The organism is Enterobacter sp. SGAir0187, assembly GCF_002952735.2.
GTDB classification, from domain to species: domain Bacteria; phylum Pseudomonadota; class Gammaproteobacteria; order Enterobacterales; family Enterobacteriaceae; genus Enterobacter; species Enterobacter quasiroggenkampii.
Window position 1 is genome coordinate 2,805,736 of record NZ_CP025034.2, and the last position, 17,818, is coordinate 2,823,553.

The following is a 17,818-nucleotide window of genomic DNA, read 5'->3' on the forward strand; positions in this document are numbered from 1 at the left end:
GAATGTTTTTGCGTTAAACGTTGAAGTTTCTCTCTCAGGCGCTGAAAATAGCGCCTGTTTTATTTTTCGCATATGGGGTTAATGTGGCGCAGGCGGAAGTATTGAATCAGGAGTCGCTGGCTAAACAGGTTTTGCATGAAACCTTTGGCTACCAGCAGTTCCGCCCTGGCCAGGAAACCATCATTGAAACGGTGCTGCAAGGCCGTGACTGCCTGGTGGTGATGCCGACCGGCGGCGGTAAATCCCTCTGTTATCAGGTGCCCGCGCTGGTGCTTAACGGCCTGACGGTCGTGGTATCCCCACTCATTTCGCTAATGAAAGACCAGGTTGACCAGCTGCTCGCCAACGGCGTCGCGGCCGCCTGTCTTAACTCCACGCAAACCCGGGAGCAGCAGCAAGAGGTGATGGCCGGGTGCCGCACCGGGCAGATCCGTCTGCTGTATATCGCCCCGGAACGCCTGATGCTGGATAACTTCCTCGATCATCTGGCGCACTGGAACCCGGTGCTGCTGGCGGTAGATGAAGCGCACTGTATCTCGCAGTGGGGACACGATTTCCGCCCGGAATACGCTGCCCTCGGCCAGCTGCGTCAGCGCTTCCCCGAGCTGCCGTTTATGGCGCTCACCGCCACGGCGGATGACACCACGCGGCTGGATATCGTTCGTCTACTCGGGCTGAACGACCCGTATATTCAGGTCAGCAGCTTCGACCGCCCGAATATCCGCTACATGCTGATGGAAAAATTCAAGCCGCTGGATCAGCTCCTGCGCTACGTCCAGGAGCAGCGCGGCAAGTCCGGCATCATCTACTGCAACAGTCGGGCGAAGGTGGAAGACACCGCCGCGCGGCTGCAAAACCGCGGCTTTAGCGCCGCCGCCTATCACGCCGGGTTAGAGAACCACATCCGCGCTGACGTGCAGGAGAAATTCCAGCGCGATGATCTGCAGATCGTGGTTGCGACGGTGGCGTTCGGGATGGGGATCAATAAGCCGAACGTGCGCTTTGTGGTGCACTTCGACATTCCGCGCAATATCGAATCCTACTATCAGGAAACCGGCCGCGCCGGACGTGACGGTCTGCCTGCGGAAGCGATGCTGTTTTACGATCCGGCCGATATGGCGTGGCTGCGCCGCTGTCTGGAGGAAAAACCGCAGGGGCAGCTGCAGGATATTGAACGCCACAAGCTCAACGCGATGGGTGCCTTCGCTGAAGCGCAAACCTGCCGCCGTCTGGTGCTGCTCAACTACTTTGGTGAAGGGCGACAGGAGCCCTGCGGCAACTGCGATATCTGCCTCGATCCGCCAAAGCAGTACGATGGCCTGATGGACGCACGTAAGGCGCTCTCGACCATTTACCGCGTGAACCAGCGCTTCGGGATGGGCTACGTGGTGGAGGTGCTGCGGGGTGCCAACAACCAGCGTATCCGCGACATGGGCCACGACAAGCTGCCTGTCTACGGCATTGGCAAGGATCAGAGCCACGAGCACTGGGTCAGTATTATTCGTCAGCTGATCCACCTCGGCTTTGCCACACAGAACATTGCTCAGCACTCCGCGCTTCAGCTGACCGAAGCGGCGCGTCCGGTCCTGCGCGGTGACGTTGAACTGAAGCTCGCCGTGCCGCGCGTGGTCGCCCTCAAGCCGCGGGTGATGCAAAAATCGTACGGCGGCAACTACGACCGCAAGCTGTTTGCCAAACTGCGCAAGCTGCGTAAAGCCATCGCCGATGAAGAGAATATCCCGCCTTACGTGGTGTTCAACGACGCGACCCTGATTGAGATGGCCGAGCAGATGCCGCTCAGCGCCAGCGAAATGCTCAGCGTCAACGGCGTCGGCACGCGCAAGCTGGAGCGCTTCGGTAAAGAGTTTATGGCGCTCATCCGTTCTCACGCCGACGGTGATGATGAGGAGTAGTCAGCCGGGCGAAAAAGTGCCAGGATGATGACTCACTGAATTATTTCCCCGCGAGTTAATTATGTTGATGCTATTTCTCACCGTGGCGTTAGTGCACATTGTTGCGCTAATGAGCCCGGGACCTGACTTTTTCTTCGTGTCACAAACGGCCGTCAGCCGCTCCCGCAAAGAGGCGATGATGGGCGTGCTCGGTATCACCATGGGCGTTATGGTCTGGGCGGCCGTTGCGCTGCTCGGTCTGAACCTGATCCTGGCAAAGATGGCCTGGCTGCATAACATCATTATGGTTGGCGGCGGGCTGTACCTGTGCTGGATGGGCTACCAGATGCTGCGCGGGGCGCTGAAGAAAGAAGAGAAAAAACCGGAAGAGCCAAAGGTAGAGCTGGCAACGGGCGGCCGCAGCTTTGTAAAAGGTCTGCTGACCAACCTGGCGAACCCGAAAGCGATTATCTATTTCGGCTCCGTGTTCTCGCTGTTTGTGGGTGATAGCGTCGGTGCGGGCGCACGCTGGGGCATCTTCCTGCTGATCGTTGTGGAAACCTTTGCCTGGTTTACCATCGTGGCCAGCCTGTTTGCCTTACCGGCGATGCGCCGTGGCTACCAGCGTATCGCGAAGTGGATTGACGGCTTCGCCGGCGCGCTGTTCGCCGGCTTCGGCATTCATCTTATTATTTCTCGCTAAGCATGACGCGCTGACGCAAGCAGCGCGCCAACCAGCATAAACAGCGAACCAAAGACTTTATTCAGGGCCTTCATCTGCTTAGGCCCTTTAATCCACGCCGCAATCCGCTGCGCCAGCGTCGCGTAACCAATCATCACAATGATATCGACAATAATGGTGGTCGCGCCCAGCACCACGTACTGCATCACCTGGGGCTGATGCGGCACGATAAACTGCGGGAACAGCGCGGCGAGGAACACAATGCTCTTCGGGTTGGTCAGGTTGACGAACACCGCACGCTTAAACAGATGACCGCGGTTTTGCGTCTGCGCGAGCGTGTTCAGGTTGATGGAGCCTGCCGCGCGCCACTGCTGGATGCCGAGCCAAATCAGATACGCCGCCCCGGCCCATTTCAGCATTTCAAAGGCCAGCACGGAGCGGGAGAACAGGGTTCCCAGACCAATCCCGACCAGCACGATATGAATGCCCAGCCCGGTCTGCAAACCGGCAATCGATGCCGCCGCACCGCGATAGCCGTGGTTGATGGAGGTAGTCATGGTGTTAATGGCGCCCGAGCCCGGCGAAAGGCTGAGGATAATGGATGTCAGCAGGTAGGCGAACCACCACTCGAAGGTCATTTGAAACTCCCGAACCGTCTATTTTTATGCCACAATACGCTATTATTGAGTCATTTTGTGACCGGTGACGAAAAAAACGATATTCCCTGGATTACGTGAGTGGAAACCCAATGTTTCAGCAGAAAAAGGACTGGGAAACACGAGAAAACGCTTTTGCTGCTTTCTCTATGGGGCCGCTGACCGATTTCTGGCGGCAGCGTGAGGAAGATGCGTTTACGGGCGTCGGGGGCATCCCGGTGCGCTTCGTTCGTTTCCGAAATGAAAAAAATGACCGGGTGATCGTCGTCTGTCCCGGACGTATCGAAAGCTACGTTAAATACGCCGAACTGGCCTACGACCTGGTCCATATGGGGTTCGATGTGCTGATCATCGACCACCGTGGACAGGGGCTGTCCGGGCGCATGCTTCCGGACACGCATCGTGGGCACGTCGATCGCTTCAGTGATTACGTCGACGATTTTGCCGCGTTCTGGCAGCAGGAAGTTCAGCCCGGTCCCTGGCGTAAGCGATACATTCTTGCGCACTCCATGGGGGGCGCGATATCGACGCTGTTTTTGCAGCGTTATGAACACCAGTGCGATGCCATTGCGCTGACCGCGCCGATGTACGGTATCGTCATACGTTTCCCGGACTGGATGGTGCGCCATCTTCTCGACTGGGCTGAGGGCCATCAGCGCATTCGTGAAGGCTATGCCATCGGAACCGGACGCTGGCGCGCGCTGCCGTTCGCCATCAACGTCTTAACCCACAGTCGGCAGCGTTATCGCCGCAACCTGCGCTTTTATGCCGATGAACCACGCTTACGTGTCGGCGGCCCGACCTGGCACTGGGTGCGGGAAGGTATTCTGGCCGGTGAGCAGGTGCTGGCAGGCGTGGGCGATGATGACACGCCGACGCTTCTGATCCAGGCGGAAGAAGAGCGTGTGGTGGATAACCGCATGCATGACCGCTATTGTGAACTGCGCGCGGCCGCCGGTCACCCTTGTGAAGGGGGTAAACCGCTGGTCATCAACGGCGCGTACCATGAGATCCTTTTTGAAAAGGACGCTATGCGCTCAGTCGCGCTCAACGCCATTGTTGAATTTTTCAACAGGCATAATTGATTATCGTTTTCCACCAGAGGTTGAAATCCCTATGTACCAGGTTGTTGCATCTGATTTAGATGGCACGCTGCTTTCCCCTGACCACACCCTGTCGCCTTACGCGAAAGAGACCCTAAAGCTGCTGACGGCACGGGGCGTGAACTTTGTGTTTGCCACCGGCCGCCACCACGTGGACGTGGGGCAGATCCGCGATAATCTGGAGATCAAGTCGTACATGATCACCTCCAACGGTGCGCGCGTGCATGATACCGACGGCAACCTGATCTTCACCCACAACCTGGATCGCGATATTGCCGCCGATCTGTTTGGCGTGGTGCACAATAATCCGGCTATCGTCACGAACGTTTACCGTGACGACGACTGGTTCATGAACCGCCATCGCCCGGATGAAATGCGTTTCTTCAAAGAAGCGGTATTTAACTACTCCCTGTACGAGCCGGGCCTTCTTGAGCCGGAGGGGATCAGTAAGGTGTTCTTCACCTGCGACAGCCACGAAGAACTGCTCCCGCTGGAACAGGCGATCAACGCCCGCTGGGGCGATCGCGTTAACGTCAGCTTCTCAACGCTCACCTGTCTGGAAGTGATGGCGGGAGGTGTCTCCAAAGGCCACGCCCTGGAAGCGGTCGCGAAACGTCTGGGCTTCGAGCTGAAAGACTGTATCGCCTTTGGTGACGGCATGAACGATGCCGAAATGCTGTCGATGGCGGGCAAGGGCTGCATCATGCAGAACGCGCATCAGCGTCTGAAAGATCTGCACCCGGAGCTGGAGGTGATTGGTTCTAACGCTGACAACGCGGTACCGAAATACCTGCGCAAGCTGTTCCTTGAATAATCTTCATTTGATTGTTTATTGCTCAGATGTCAACTAAAGAGTTCGCTACAATGCCTGTCCTTCTTTCTGAGAGACAAGCATTGTGGCGCTACTCATTATCACCACTATCCTGTGGGCCTTCTCCTTTAGCCTGATTGGCGAATACCTTGCCGGTGCAGTCGACAGCTACTTCTCGGTGCTGATGCGCGTGGGGCTGGCGGCGCTGGTGTTCCTGCCGTTTCTGCGCACGCGCGGACAGTCGCTGAAAACGATTGTGCTGTACATGCTGGTGGGAGCGATGCAGCTCGGCATCATGTACCTGTTCAGCTTCCGGGCTTACGTCTATCTGTCCGTCTCGGAATTCCTGCTCTTTACCGTGCTGACGCCGCTCTACATCACGCTGATATACGATCTGCTGAGTAAACGCCGTCTGCGCTGGGGATACCTGCTGAGCGCGGCGCTGGCGGTGATCGGCGCGGCGATTATTCGCTACGACAAAGTGAGCGATCACTTCTGGACCGGGCTGATGTTCGTCCAGCTTGCTAACATCAGCTTTGCCATTGGTATGGTGGGCTACAAACGCCTGATGGAAACCCGCCCGATGCCGCAGCACAACGCGTTTGCGTGGTTCTATATGGGCGCGGCGATCGTCGCGGTGGCGGCGTGGTTTACGCTCGGCAACCCGCAAAAGCTGCCGACCACCACCGTGCAGTGGAGCGTTCTGGTCTGGCTGGGCGTGGTGGCGTCGGGGCTGGGGTACTTTATGTGGAACTACGGCGCTACGCAGGTAGACGCCGGTACGCTGGGGATCATGAACAACGTGCATGTTCCGGCTGGGTTGTTGGTCAACCTTGCCATCTGGCAGCAACAGCCGCACTGGCCGAGCTTCCTTATTGGGGGAGCGGTGATCCTGGCTTCGCTGTGGGTCCATCGCCGCTGGGTCGCTCCGCGCTCCGCACAAACGGAAGATGGTCGCACGCGTGGTTCCGCGCTGAGCGAATAAACGCCTCCGTAATTGGCTGACGCTGCTCGCCATCGCGCACGGCGGCGTACAGTCGGCTCCACAGTCCTTCACCCAGGGTTTTGGTCACCACCAGACCCTGGCGTTCAAAGCTCTCTACCACCCAGTGCGGCAGCGCCGCGATACCCATTCTGGCCGCCACCATCTGAATCAACAGCAGGGTGTTATCCACGCTTTTCAGCTGCGGACTGATGCCCGCGGGCTGCAGGAAGTGTCGCCAGATATCCAGACGACTGCGCTGAACCGGGTAAATCAGCAGCGTTTCCGTCGCCAGGTCTTCTGGCGTGATGCGCGTTTTGGCCGCCAGCGGATGATCCGGCGCCAGTACCAGGCGTACTTCATAATCAAACATCGGCGAATAGTGCAGGCCGCTGCGCGGCAGAATATCGGACGTCATCACCAGATCCAGCTCGCCCTGCTGCAGCGAGGGTTGCGGGTCGAACGTCACGCCGGATTTAAAGTCCATCTCCACCTGCGGCCACTTCTGGCGGAAGTTCTCAAGCGCGGGGGTCAGCCACTGAATACAGCTATGGCACTCAATGGCGATACGCAGCGTGGTCTGCTGCGGTTCGTTGCACGCCTGGAGCGCGCTGGCGATTTGTGGCAGGACCTGATTCGCCAGCTGAAGAAGAATTTCACCCTGCGGCGTAAAGCGCAGCGGCTGGCTCTTACGCACAAAAAGACGGAAGCCGAGGCGTTGTTCCAGATCGCTGAACTGGTGAGAAAGGGCGGACTGGGTCTGGTGCAGCGTGGCCGCAGCCGCCGCGAGCGAGCCGCAGTTCCGCAACGCTTGTAGCGTTTTCAGGTGTTTTATCTCGATCATGAAAGTCCTTCACTTCGCCATGAACATATTGCGCTTGAGGAATATACAGTACCTGCCAATTATAGATGTGTAAACATCTGGACGTCTAAATAACGAATTTCATAAGGGGCACACCATGACAATCCGCAATCACACACTCGGTTTCCCTCGCGTTGGCCTGCGTCGCGAGCTGAAAAAAGCACAAGAAAGCTACTGGGCGGGTAACGCCACCCGTGAAGAACTGCTGGCGGTGGGACGCGAGCTGCGCGCCCGTCACTGGGAGCAGCAAAAACAGGCGGGGATTGACCTGCTGCCGGTGGGCGATTTCGCCTGGTACGACCATGTTCTGACGACCAGCCTGCTGCTTGGCAACGTGCCGGCTCGTCATCAGAACAAAGATGGATCGGTAGATATCGATACTCTGTTCCGCATCGGCCGTGGCCGTGCGCCAACGGGTGAGCCAGCGGCAGCGGCGGAAATGACTAAATGGTTTAACACTAACTATCACTATATGGTGCCGGAGTTCGTAAAAGGTCAGCAGTTCAGGCTGACCTGGACGCAGCTTCTGGATGAAGTGGACGAAGCGCTGGCGCTGGGCCACCAGGTGAAACCTGTGCTGCTTGGGCCGGTAACGTACCTGTGGCTGGGCAAAGTTAAAGGCGAGCCGTTTGACCGGCTCAGCCTGCTGAAGGATATTCTGCCGGTCTATAAACAGGTGCTGATTGAGTTGGGCAAGCGCGGCATTCAGTGGGTGCAAATCGACGAGCCGGCGCTGGTGCTTGAGCTGCCGCAGGCGTGGCTCGATGCCTTCAAACCGGCGTATGACGCGCTCGCCGGGCAGGTAAAGCTCCTGCTGACGACCTATTTTGAGGGCGTCACGCCGAACCTGAACACCATTACCGCGCTGCCGGTTCAGGGCCTGCACGTTGACCTGGTTCACGGCAAAGACGATGTCGCGGAACTGCACAAGCGACTGCCCGCAGACTGGCTGCTCTCCGCCGGTCTGGTTAACGGTCGTAACGTCTGGCGCGCCGATCTGACCGAGAAATATGCGCAGATTAAGGACATCGTCGGCAAACGTGAGCTGTGGGTTGCCTCGTCCTGCTCCCTGCTGCACAGCCCGATCGATTTGAGCGTGGAAACCCGTCTTGATGCTGAGGTAAAAAGCTGGTTTGCCTTCGCCCTGCAAAAATGTGAAGAGCTGACGCTGCTGCGCGATGCGCTGAACAGCGGCGACACGGCGGCGATCAGCGCATGGAGTGGGCCGATCCAGGCACGTCGTCACTCGGCGCGCGTGCATAACCCGGCGGTGGAAAAACGCCTGGCGGCCATCACCGCCCGGGACAGCCAGCGTCAAAGTCCGTACGAGGTGCGTGCTGAAGCGCAGCGTGCCCGCTTCAACCTGCCTGCGTGGCCGACCACCACCATCGGTTCCTTCCCACAAACCACCGAAATTCGTGGCCTGCGTCTGGACTTCAAAAAGGGTAACCTGGATGCGAATCACTACCGCACCGGTATCGCCGAACACATCAAGCAGGCGATTATTGAGCAGGAGCGGCTGGGGCTGGACGTGCTGGTGCACGGTGAGGCCGAGCGTAACGACATGGTGGAATACTTTGGTGAGCACCTGGACGGCTTTGTGTTTACCCAGAATGGCTGGGTGCAGAGCTACGGCTCCCGCTGCGTGAAGCCGCCGGTGGTGATCGGCGACGTCAGCCGTCCGGAGGCGATCACCGTGGAGTGGGCAAAATACGCGCAGTCCCTTACCGACAAGCCGGTGAAAGGCATGCTCACCGGTCCGGTGACCATTCTTTGCTGGTCCTTCCCGCGCGAAGACGTAACCCGTGAAACTATCGCGAAGCAAATCGCGCTGGCGCTGCGTGATGAAGTGGCAGATCTGGAAGCGGCAGGCATTGGCATCATCCAGATTGACGAACCGGCCCTGCGCGAAGGTCTGCCGCTGCGCCGTAGCGACTGGGATGCCTACCTGAAGTGGGGCGTGGAGGCATTCCGCATCAACGCCGCGGTGGCGAAGGACGACACGCAGATCCACACCCACATGTGTTACTGCGAATTTAACGACATCATGGACTCCATTGCCGCGCTGGATGCCGACGTGATCACCATCGAGACCTCGCGTTCAGACATGGAGCTGCTGGAGTCGTTTGAAGAGTTCGACTACCCGAACGAAATCGGGCCGGGGGTGTACGACATCCACTCTCCGAACGTGCCGAGCGTGGAGTGGATTGAAGCCCTGCTGAAAAAAGCGGCCCAGCGCATTCCCGCTGAGCGCCTGTGGGTGAACCCGGACTGCGGCCTGAAAACCCGCGGCTGGCCGGAGACGCGCGCCGCGCTCGCCAACATGGTGAAGGCGGCGCAGAACTTACGTCAGGCTTGATGACGCGCAGGCCCGGTAAGGCGCAGCCGCCACCGGGCTTTTTTTATGCTTTCTTCCCGCCGTACTGGCTAAACCACGCCAGCATCCGCTGCCAGCCGTCTTTGGCCGATTCAGCGTGATAGCTCGGACGATAGTCGGCGTTAAACGCATGCCCGGCATCCGGGTATACCACGATCTCCGCCTTCGCATTTGCCGCGCGGAGCGCATGGCGCATGGTTTCTACCGAATCCAGCGAAATACCGGTGTCCTGACCGCCGTAAAGCCCTAACACGGGGGCATTTAACTCGGTGGCGATATCAACCGGATGTTTCGGTGAATTCAGCGTTTTTTCACCCACCAGTTTGCCGTACCAGGCGACAGCGGCTTTGAGCTGCGGGTTATGCGCGGCATACAGCCAGCTAATGCGTCCGCCCCAGCAGAAACCGGTGACCAGCAGACGATGGGGATCGCCCCCGTTGCGCGCCGCCCAGCTGGCGACGTGATCGAGGTCGGCCAGCACCTGCGCGTCCGGGACTTTGCTGACCAGGTTGCTGAGCAAGGTGGGAATATCGCTGTAGTCGTTCGGATCGCCCTGACGGAAGTAGAGCTCTGGCGCAACGGCCAGATAGCCTTCCAGCGCCAGCCGGCGGCAGAGGTCGCGAATGTGTTCGTGAACACCGAAAATTTCCTGAACCACGATCACGATGGGCAGCGGACCGTCTGCCGATTTTGGTCGTGCGTGGTAAGCAGGCATATTCTCCCCCTGCGATGGAATAGAGGTCTCACCCGCCGTGATGGCGTCTTCAGATGTTGAGACGATGGTTGAGGTATGCGGGGCCGCAGCAGGTGCAAAACCGGTTTTTTCAGTCATGGCATTCTCCGTACCAATCAGTTAGCGCAAAGGTAAATATAGACACCAGGTTAACAACTCACAGTGCCTTAAACGGTCTATCTTTTGTGCAGCACCTGACGATATAACTTGTTAATGTGATGTAAATCACTTTTTTATGGAAATTCAATGTAATCATTTTCATTCATGGTGAGGTGCGTCACGTAAATATGCTTACTGCTTCTGTAAAGTACCGTTTTACTTCTTCTGACTAACCGACCCACAGAGGAGTCACCTATGTCTAAGTCTGATGTTTTTCATCTCGGCCTCACTAAAAACGATTTACAAGGGGCTACGCTCGCTATCGTCCCTGGCGATCCGGAGCGTGTGGAAAAGATCGCCGCGCTGATGGATAAGCCGGTTAAGCTGGCAGCCCATCGTGAATTCACCACCTGGCGTGCAGAGCTGGATGGTAAAGCCGTGATCGTGTGTTCTACCGGTATCGGTGGCCCGTCTACTTCGATTGCTGTTGAAGAGCTGGCACAGCTGGGCATTCGTACTTTCCTGCGTATCGGTACCACCGGCGCTATTCAGCCGCATATCAACGTCGGCGACGTGCTGGTGACGACCGCGTCCGTGCGTCTGGATGGCGCAAGCCTCCACTTTGCACCGATGGAGTTCCCGGCGGTGGCAGATTTCGAGTGCACCACCGCGCTGGTTGAAGCTGCGAAATCCGTGGGCGCAACCACCCACGTGGGCGTAACCGCATCTTCCGATACCTTCTACCCGGGCCAGGAGCGTTACGACACCTTCTCTGGCCGCGTGGTAAGCCGCTTCAAAGGCTCCATGGAAGAATGGCAGTCGATGGGCGTGATGAACTACGAAATGGAATCCGCCACGCTGCTGACCATGTGCGCAAGCCAGGGTCTGCGTGCCGGTATGGTGGCGGGCGTCATCGTCAACCGTACCCAGCAGGAGATCCCGAACGCCGAAACCATGAAGCAGACCGAAAGTCATGCGGTGAAAATCGTGGTGGAAGCGGCGCGTCGCCTGATCTAGTCCCCTCCTCTGAAATCAAAGGCCGACACGTTCGGCCTTTATTTTTTTCAGAAAGTCACTTACCCCATAATCACATGAAAATCAGCTCACTTAATCAGCGCCATATGGAGTGAATAAATATAACAATTGTAAAAACTGAAGTTACGAACTCCATGATTTCGTTAGCATTTTGTACCAGATTCATAAACAAGATATTCCCTTAAGTATTCTGTTGGTTTGCATATCATGTTCAAGAAAATGCACCGCTTTGCGTTAATGGTTTCTGACAAGACAAAATAAGGAAACTACTGAAAACCTTACCTTGAGCAGATATTGGTTTAAGGATACAAATTTTAATTTGGAAGCTTCCTTCTAATCCCTTATATCCACCTCTGTTATTGTCACGACCCTTGCTATTAAATGAATATTTTTTGCGTAGCGCCTCGCAGGAACACCCAGTCGAACTGGACGTTTATACAGGTTCGTTATAAAACACGTCCTTCAGAGCAGGAGCATAGGGTGTGATTTTGGGTTAACCTGGTATTCGTTGTCGCTCAACGTATTGTCAAATCCGTGTCGGCAGCACTGCTACAACTACTTGTAAAATAACCTTGAGTCCACAGAACGCCTTTGTAGTAATCGTGCTGAGCAATCTCTCAGTAGTCACGGCGAATGCGGTTTCATTTGCCATAGACCAAAGTAGAATAGTGTCAATGAAACGACTTCAAGCCTTCAAATTTCAGTTGAGACCCGATGGTCAGCAGGAGCGAGATATGTGGCGCTTCGCTGGAGCTTGTCGCTTCGTTTTTAACCGCGCGTTGGCGCTTCAGAATGAGAACTATGAGACAGGGAATAAGTACATTCCCTATACAAAAATGGCTTTTTGGCTCACAGCCTGGAAAGCCGATCCGGAAACAGAGTGGCTTAAAGCATCTCCATCGCAGACGTTACAGCAGTCGCTAAAAGATCTGGAACGTGGTTACAGGAACTTTTTTCAGAAACGCGCGGCATTCCCCCGTTTAAAAAAACGCGGGAAGAATGATGCTTTTCGTTACCCTCAGGGGGTGAAGCTTGATCAAGCCAACAGCCGTATATCGTTGCCAAAGTTGGGATGGATACGCTACCGCAATAGCCGCAAAATCACTGGTGAAGTGAAAAATGTTACAGTTAATCAGTCATGTGGCAAATGGTTTGTTAGCATCCAGACAGAGTGCGACGTTGCCGAACCCGTTCATAAGGCAGCGTCAATTGTTGGCTTGGATGCTGGAGTTATGAAACTCGCAACGCTTTCAGATGGCACAGTATACAAGCCCGTCAACAGCTTAAAAAACCGTCAGCTTAAGCTGGCAACGCTCCACCGCCAGTTAAGCCGTAAAGTAAAATTCAGTGCTAATTGGAAAAAACAGAAACGGAAACTGCAAAGTTTACATTCGCACATTGCTAATATTCGGCGCGACTATCTGCATAAAATCACCAGTGAAATCAGCAAAAGCCACGCGATCATTGTCATTGAGGATCTTAAGGTCAGCAACATGTCGAAGTCGGCGAAAGGCAAGGTAGAGTTGCACGGGCGAAACGTCAGAGCCAAATCAAGCTTAAATCGCGCGATACTGGATCAGGGGTGGTATGAAATGCGTCGCCAGCTTGAGTACAAGCAGCGATGGCGAGGCGGTCAGGTGATTGCAGTTCCTCCGGCATATACCAGCCAGCGATGCGCCAATTGTGGTCATACTTCGAAGGAAAATCGCCTGTCTCAGAGTAAATTTGTTTGTCAGATATGCGGATACAGGGCGAACGCCGATATCAACGGTGCGCGCAATATTTTAGCGGCAGGGCATGCCGTGCTTGCCTGTGGAGGGATGGTGCAGTCAGGCCTTCCATTGAAGCAGGAACCCACCGAGGCGAGTCAGATTTCGATCTGAACGCTGTAGGGGTCTCGGTCCTTTAGGACAGGGAGGATGCCAAACAGCACAATTCTATTTTGTGCGGGTAATACGTTGATGCAGGGGGCATTGTGGATATCTCAATCCTGATTTATGCGGTGATTGCGCTGGCAGGCGTGGCGATAGGCTGGCTCATGTCCAGCTATCAGCATGCGCAGCAGAAGGCCGATCAGCTGGCTGAACGCGAAGAGATCGTCGCTGATTTAAGCGCGGCAAAGCAGCAGCTTGCCCTGAGTGAGCACTGGCGCGACGAGTGTGAACTGCTCAACAACGAGCTGCGCAACCTCCGTGATATCAACACCTCGCTGGAGGCCGATCTCCGTGAAGTGACCACCCGCCTGGAATCCACTCAGCTGCATGCGGAAGATAAAATCCGCCAGATGATCAACAGCGAGCAGCGCCTCAGCGAACAGTTTGAAAATCTCGCAAACCGCATTTTTGAGCACAGCAACCGCCGCGTTGACGAACAGAACCGCCAGAGCCTGAACAGCCTGCTGACGCCGCTGCGCGAGCAGCTGGACGGTTTTCGTCGTCAGGTGCAGGACAGCTTTGGTCAGGAAGCCCGCGAGCGGCATACCCTGGCGCATGAAATTCGCAATCTCCAGCAGCTGAATGCCCAGATGGCGCAGGAAGCGGTCAACCTGACCCGCGCGCTTAAAGGGGATAACAAAACCCAAGGCAACTGGGGAGAAGTGGTGCTGACCCGCGTCCTGGAAGCTTCAGGCCTTCGGGAAGGGTACGAATACGAAACGCAGGTCAGCATTGAGAACGATGCCCGCTCGCGAATGCAGCCGGATGTGATCGTGCGGCTGCCCCAGGGCAAAGATGTGGTGATTGACGCCAAGATGACTTTGGTGGCGTATGAGCGTTACTTCAATGCGGAGGACGATTACACCCGCGAATCGGCGCTGCAGGAGCACATTGCCTCCGTGCGCAATCATATTCGCCTGCTCGGCAGAAAAGACTATCAGCAGCTACCGGGGCTGCGCTCGCTGGACTACGTGCTGATGTTTATCCCAGTAGAGCCCGCGTTTCTGCTGGCACTCGACAGGCAGCCTGAACTCATCACCGAAGCGCTCAAAAATAACATTATGCTGGTCAGCCCCACCACGCTGCTGGTGGCCTTACGCACCATTGCGAACCTGTGGCGCTATGAGCACCAGAGCCGCAACGCGCAGCAGATTGCCGATCGTGCCAGCAAGCTGTACGACAAAATGCGCCTCTTCGTGGATGACATGTCCTCCGTCGGGCAGAGCCTGGACCGTGCGCAGGATAACTACCGTCAGGCGATGAAAAAACTCGCCTCAGGACGTGGCAATCTTCTGGCGCAGGCCGAATCATTCCGCAGCCTGGGGGTAGAGGTTAAACGCGAGATTAATCCGGAATTGGTGGAACAGGCCACCGCCCAGGACGACGAGTTTCGCCTGCGTGAAGGGGCGGACGAACAAAAGACAAACAGTGAAGACAACACTTTAGCGGTGGATTTATCACCAGACGAGACTCCGGCGCGTTTCTTTCGCGGTGGTTGAAACGTAGGGCAAACGCGCCCAATCTGTTACACTTCACGAACATTTTACTGATAAGCAGGCTCTAAGATGGCTGACGATTCACAAGACACAACGCACTTTGGCTTTCAGACTGTCGCCAAAGCGCAGAAAGCTGACATGGTGGCCCACGTATTTCATTCCGTGGCGGCGAAGTACGATGTGATGAATGACCTGATGTCGTTCGGCATTCATCGCTTGTGGAAGCGCTTCACCATTGACTGTAGCGGCGTACGTCGCGGACAAACGGTGCTGGATTTAGCCGGCGGTACGGGCGATTTAACCGCGAAATTCTCTCGTCTGGTGGGCGAAACCGGGCGCGTTGTCCTCGCCGATATTAATGACTCCATGCTGAAAATGGGACGCGAAAAGCTGCGTAACATCGGCGTGGTGGGGAATGTGGAATATGTGCAGGCAAACGCCGAAGCGCTGCCGTTCCCGGACAATACCTTTGACTGCATCACGATCTCCTTCGGTCTGCGTAACGTGACCGATAAAGAAAAAGCGCTGCGCTCCATGTACCGCGTGCTGAAGCCGGGTGGACGCCTGCTGGTGCTCGAATTCTCCAAACCGATTATTGAGCCGCTGAGCAAAGCTTACGACGCCTATTCTTTCCACGTTCTGCCGCGCATCGGTGAGCTGGTGGCCAACGACGCGGAAAGCTACCGCTATCTGGCGGAATCTATCCGTATGCACCCGGATCAGGACACATTAAAAGCCATGATGCAGGATGCGGAATTTGAGAACGTTGAATATTTCAACCTGACGGCGGGTGTCGTCGCGCTGCATCGCGGTTACAAGTTCTGAGTGGAGGTGTCCCGTGCCCTTTAAACCCTTAGTCACCGCAGGTATCGAAAACGTACTGAATGCTTTTCTCTATCGTGCTCCGGCGCTGAAAGCAGCGCGTCAGCGGCTAAACGGTAAGGTATTACGTATTGTTTTAAAAGAGTTCTCGACGCCGCTTGTGCTGGTCTTCAGCGAACGCCAGCTTGACGTTCTGGGGGCGTGGGAAGGTGACGCCGACTGCTCGGTCATCACGCACATGAGCGTGCTGCCAAAACTGCGCGATCGCCAGCAATTAACGGCGCTTATCCGCAGCGGTGAGCTGGAAGTGGAAGGTGACATTCAGGTCGTGCAGAACTTCGTTGCGCTCACCGATCTGGCGGAGTTCGACCCGGCAGAACTGCTCGCGCCCTTTATCGGCGACATTGCCGCTGAAGGTATCGGGAAAGTCCTTCACGGTGGTGCCTCCTTTGCGCGTAAAAGCCTGCAACGTCAGCAACGCTATGCGGCGGAAGTGCTGACAGAGGAGTGGCGAATGGCGCCTGGTCCACTGGAAGTGGCATGGTTTGCGGAAGAGACCGCGGCTGTTGAACGTGCGGTTGATGCCTTAACCAAACGGCTGGAAAAACTGGAGGGCAAATGACGCCTGGTGAAATTCGGCGCCTCTATTTCATTATTCGCACCTTTTTGAGCTACGGGCTCGACGAGCTTATCCCTAAAATGCGTATCACGCTGCCGCTTCGCATCTGGCGGCGGATGCTGTTCTGGATGCCTAATCGCCATAAAGGTCAGCCGCTGGGTGAGCGCCTGCGCCTCGCATTGCAGGAGCTCGGTCCGGTATGGATTAAGTTCGGGCAGATGCTCTCGACCCGCCGCGATCTCTTCCCGCCGCTGATTGCTGATGAACTCGCGATGCTGCAGGACCGCGTCGCACCGTTTGACGGTGCGCGCGCGAAAAAGCAAATTGAAGAGGCGATGGGCAACATTCCCATTGAGACCTGGTTTGACGATTTCGATATTCAGCCACTGGCATCGGCCTCTATCGCTCAGGTGCACACCGCGCGCCTGAGAGAAAATGGCAAGGAAGTGGTTATTAAGGTCATTCGTCCGGACATCCTGCCCATCATCAAAGCAGACATGAAGCTGATTTATCGTCTGGCGCGCTGGGTGCCGCGTCTGCTTCCGGACGGACGTCGTTTGCGTCCAATGGAAGTGGTGCGGGAATATGAAAAAACGCTCATTGATGAGCTTAACCTGCTGCGTGAATCGGCAAACGCCATTCAGCTGCGTCGCAACTTTGAAAACAGCCCGATGCTCTATGTCCCTGAAGTCTATTCTGACTACTGCAGCCAGAACATGATGGTGATGGAGCGTATCTACGGTATTCCGGTTTCGGATGTGGTGGCCCTGGAGAAGCAGGGAACGAACATGAAGCTGTTGGCCGAGCGTGGCGTTCAGGTCTTCTTCACCCAGGTGTTCCGCGACAGCTTTTTCCATGCGGACATGCACCCGGGCAATATCTTCGTGAGCTACGAGCACCCTGAGGATCCGAAGTATATTGGTATCGACTGCGGGATTGTGGGGTCGCTGAATAAAGAAGATAAACGCTATCTGGCCGAGAACTTCATCGCGTTCTTCAACCGCGACTACCGTAAGGTGGCCGAGCTCCACGTCGATTCCGGCTGGGTGCCGCCGGACACCAACGTCGAAGAGTTCGAGTTTGCGATCCGGACCGTTTGCGAACCGATTTTTGAAAAACCGCTGGCGGAAATCTCCTTCGGACATGTGCTGTTGAACCTGTTCAACACGGCTCGCCGCTTTAATATGGAAGTTCAGCCACAGCTAGTTTTACTCCAGAAAACATTACTTTACGTTGAGGGTGTAGGCCGACAGCTCTATCCTCAGTTAGACTTGTGGAAGACCGCGAAACCTTTCCTTGAATCCTGGATTAAGGATCAGGTTGGTATTCCGGCGCTGGTGCGCTCGCTGAAAGAGAAAGGCCCGTTCTGGATAGAAAAAATGCCTGAAATTCCTGAACTGGTTTATGACAGTTTGCGTCAGAGCAAGAACCTTCAGCACAGCATGGATAAAATCGCTCGCGAACTTCAGTCCAGCCGTGTTCGTCAGGGCCAGTCACGCTATCTCTTTGGGATTGGCGCAACGCTGCTGCTGAGCGGTACGTTGCTGCTGATCAACCGCCCGGAGTGGCAGATGATGCCCGCCTGGCTGATGGCCGCCGGGGTGGTTGTCTGGCTTGCCGGATGGCGAAAAACGCGCTGAGTTTGCGTCGCTATCGACGGGTCGCATACGTATAATGCGACCTGACTCATTAATCATCTATCCCTGAGGAACGTG

Annotated in this window: 15 protein-coding genes; 12 read left to right on the top strand and 3 right to left on the bottom strand. The window is 56.0% G+C overall.

Annotated features, from left to right (window positions below; genetic code table 11):
• Nucleotides 1–83 precede the first annotated feature (83 nt).
• Both recQ and rhtC read left to right on the top strand, forming a co-directional pair.
• Nucleotides 84–1,913: an ATP-dependent DNA helicase RecQ gene (recQ, locus tag CWR52_RS13470; protein WP_023326281.1), complete on the top strand. Its 1,830-nt coding sequence runs from the start codon at nt 84–86 to the stop codon at nt 1,911–1,913.
• Nucleotides 1,914–1,974: 61 nt separating this feature from the next.
• Complete coding sequence (rhtC, locus tag CWR52_RS13475; RefSeq protein WP_010426287.1) at nt 1,975–2,595, top strand: threonine export protein RhtC; 621 nt, start codon at nt 1,975–1,977, stop codon at nt 2,593–2,595.
• Here rhtC and rhtB read toward each other — a convergent pair.
• Nucleotides 2,592–3,212: a homoserine/homoserine lactone efflux protein gene (gene rhtB / locus CWR52_RS13480; protein WP_104949897.1), complete on the bottom strand. Its 621-nt coding sequence runs from the start codon at nt 3,210–3,212 to the stop codon at nt 2,592–2,594. The two genes, rhtC and rhtB, sit on opposite strands and share 4 nt — an antisense overlap.
• Nucleotides 3,213–3,322: 110 nt before the next feature.
• Here rhtB and pldB point away from each other — a divergent pair, with 110 nt between their 5' ends.
• From pldB to CWR52_RS13495, 3 genes are all read left to right on the top strand, one after another.
• A complete protein-coding gene (gene pldB, locus CWR52_RS13485) occupies nt 3,323–4,315 on the top strand; it encodes a lysophospholipase L2 (protein ID WP_045417641.1) in 993 nt (330 codons plus the stop codon).
• A 31-nt stretch (nt 4,316–4,346) separates the two neighbouring features.
• On the top strand, nt 4,347–5,147 hold the full coding sequence (gene yigL / locus CWR52_RS13490; protein WP_021242854.1) for a sugar/pyridoxal phosphate phosphatase YigL: 801 nt from the start codon (nt 4,347–4,349) through the stop codon (nt 5,145–5,147).
• Between the two features lie 82 nt (nt 5,148–5,229).
• Entirely contained in the window at nt 5,230–6,129 is a 900-nt protein-coding gene (locus tag CWR52_RS13495) for a carboxylate/amino acid/amine transporter (RefSeq protein WP_104949898.1), read from the top strand.
• Here the strand turns inward: CWR52_RS13495 and metR are convergent.
• Nucleotides 6,017–6,970 carry an HTH-type transcriptional regulator MetR gene (metR, locus tag CWR52_RS13500; protein ID WP_024907993.1) on the bottom strand — a complete coding sequence of 318 codons (954 nt, stop codon included), beginning with the start codon at nt 6,968–6,970 and terminating at the stop codon, nt 6,017–6,019. The genes CWR52_RS13495 and metR overlap by 113 nt on opposite strands.
• Before the next feature lie 115 nt (nt 6,971–7,085).
• Between metR and metE the strand changes: the two genes are divergently transcribed.
• Entirely contained in the window at nt 7,086–9,347 is a 2,262-nt protein-coding gene (metE, locus tag CWR52_RS13505; RefSeq protein ID WP_104949899.1) for a 5-methyltetrahydropteroyltriglutamate--homocysteine S-methyltransferase, read from the top strand.
• 43 nt (nt 9,348–9,390) lie between these two features.
• Here the strand turns inward: metE and CWR52_RS13510 are convergent, their stop codons facing one another.
• Nucleotides 9,391–10,197, bottom strand: a complete 807-nt coding sequence (locus tag CWR52_RS13510; RefSeq protein ID WP_104949900.1) for a dienelactone hydrolase family protein — start codon at nt 10,195–10,197, stop codon at nt 9,391–9,393.
• 255 nt (nt 10,198–10,452) lie between these two features.
• Here CWR52_RS13510 and udp point away from each other — a divergent pair, with 255 nt between their 5' ends.
• From udp to ubiB, 6 genes are all read left to right on the top strand, one after another.
• Nucleotides 10,453–11,214 carry a uridine phosphorylase gene (gene udp / locus CWR52_RS13515; RefSeq protein ID WP_003860792.1) on the top strand — a complete coding sequence of 254 codons (762 nt, stop codon included), beginning with the start codon at nt 10,453–10,455 and terminating at the stop codon, nt 11,212–11,214.
• Nucleotides 11,215–11,906: 692 nt separating this feature from the next.
• Entirely contained in the window at nt 11,907–13,115 is a 1,209-nt protein-coding gene (locus CWR52_RS13520; RefSeq protein ID WP_104949901.1) for an RNA-guided endonuclease InsQ/TnpB family protein, read from the top strand.
• A 92-nt stretch (nt 13,116–13,207) separates the two neighbouring features.
• Complete coding sequence (gene rmuC / locus CWR52_RS13525) at nt 13,208–14,665, top strand: DNA recombination protein RmuC (protein WP_104949902.1); 1,458 nt, start codon at nt 13,208–13,210, stop codon at nt 14,663–14,665.
• 66 nt (nt 14,666–14,731) lie between these two features.
• Nucleotides 14,732–15,487, top strand: a complete 756-nt coding sequence (gene ubiE, locus CWR52_RS13530; protein WP_023309612.1) for a bifunctional demethylmenaquinone methyltransferase/2-methoxy-6-polyprenyl-1,4-benzoquinol methylase UbiE — start codon at nt 14,732–14,734, stop codon at nt 15,485–15,487.
• A 13-nt stretch (nt 15,488–15,500) separates the two neighbouring features.
• On the top strand, nt 15,501–16,106 hold the full coding sequence (gene ubiJ / locus CWR52_RS13535; protein ID WP_045403845.1) for a ubiquinone biosynthesis protein UbiJ: 606 nt from the start codon (nt 15,501–15,503) through the stop codon (nt 16,104–16,106).
• Nucleotides 16,103–17,743: a ubiquinone biosynthesis regulatory protein kinase UbiB gene (ubiB, locus tag CWR52_RS13540; RefSeq protein ID WP_104949903.1), complete on the top strand. Its 1,641-nt coding sequence runs from the start codon at nt 16,103–16,105 to the stop codon at nt 17,741–17,743. The genes ubiJ and ubiB overlap by 4 nt, the downstream gene beginning before the upstream one ends.
• Nucleotides 17,744–17,818: the final 75 nt, after the last annotated feature.

What these genes read in the sequence shown, in the direction of transcription:
- CWR52_RS13510 (WP_104949900.1), bottom strand. Translation starts at nt 10,197, where the DNA reads ATGACTGAAAAAACCGGTTTTGCACCTGCTGCGGCCCCGCATACCTCA.
- yigL (WP_021242854.1), top strand. Translation starts at nt 4,347, where the DNA reads ATGTACCAGGTTGTTGCATCTGATTTAGATGGCACGCTGCTTTCCCCT.
- CWR52_RS13520 (WP_104949901.1), top strand. Translation starts at nt 11,907, where the DNA reads ATGAAACGACTTCAAGCCTTCAAATTTCAGTTGAGACCCGATGGTCAG.
- ubiB (WP_104949903.1), top strand. Translation starts at nt 16,103, where the DNA reads ATGACGCCTGGTGAAATTCGGCGCCTCTATTTCATTATTCGCACCTTT.
- metR (WP_024907993.1), bottom strand. Translation starts at nt 6,970, where the DNA reads ATGATCGAGATAAAACACCTGAAAACGCTACAAGCGTTGCGGAACTGC.
- udp (WP_003860792.1), top strand. Translation starts at nt 10,453, where the DNA reads ATGTCTAAGTCTGATGTTTTTCATCTCGGCCTCACTAAAAACGATTTA.
- ubiE (WP_023309612.1), top strand. Translation starts at nt 14,732, where the DNA reads ATGGCTGACGATTCACAAGACACAACGCACTTTGGCTTTCAGACTGTC.
- rhtC (WP_010426287.1), top strand. Translation starts at nt 1,975, where the DNA reads ATGTTGATGCTATTTCTCACCGTGGCGTTAGTGCACATTGTTGCGCTA.
- rhtB (WP_104949897.1), bottom strand. Translation starts at nt 3,212, where the DNA reads ATGACCTTCGAGTGGTGGTTCGCCTACCTGCTGACATCCATTATCCTC.
- metE (WP_104949899.1), top strand. Translation starts at nt 7,086, where the DNA reads ATGACAATCCGCAATCACACACTCGGTTTCCCTCGCGTTGGCCTGCGT.
- pldB (WP_045417641.1), top strand. Translation starts at nt 3,323, where the DNA reads ATGTTTCAGCAGAAAAAGGACTGGGAAACACGAGAAAACGCTTTTGCT.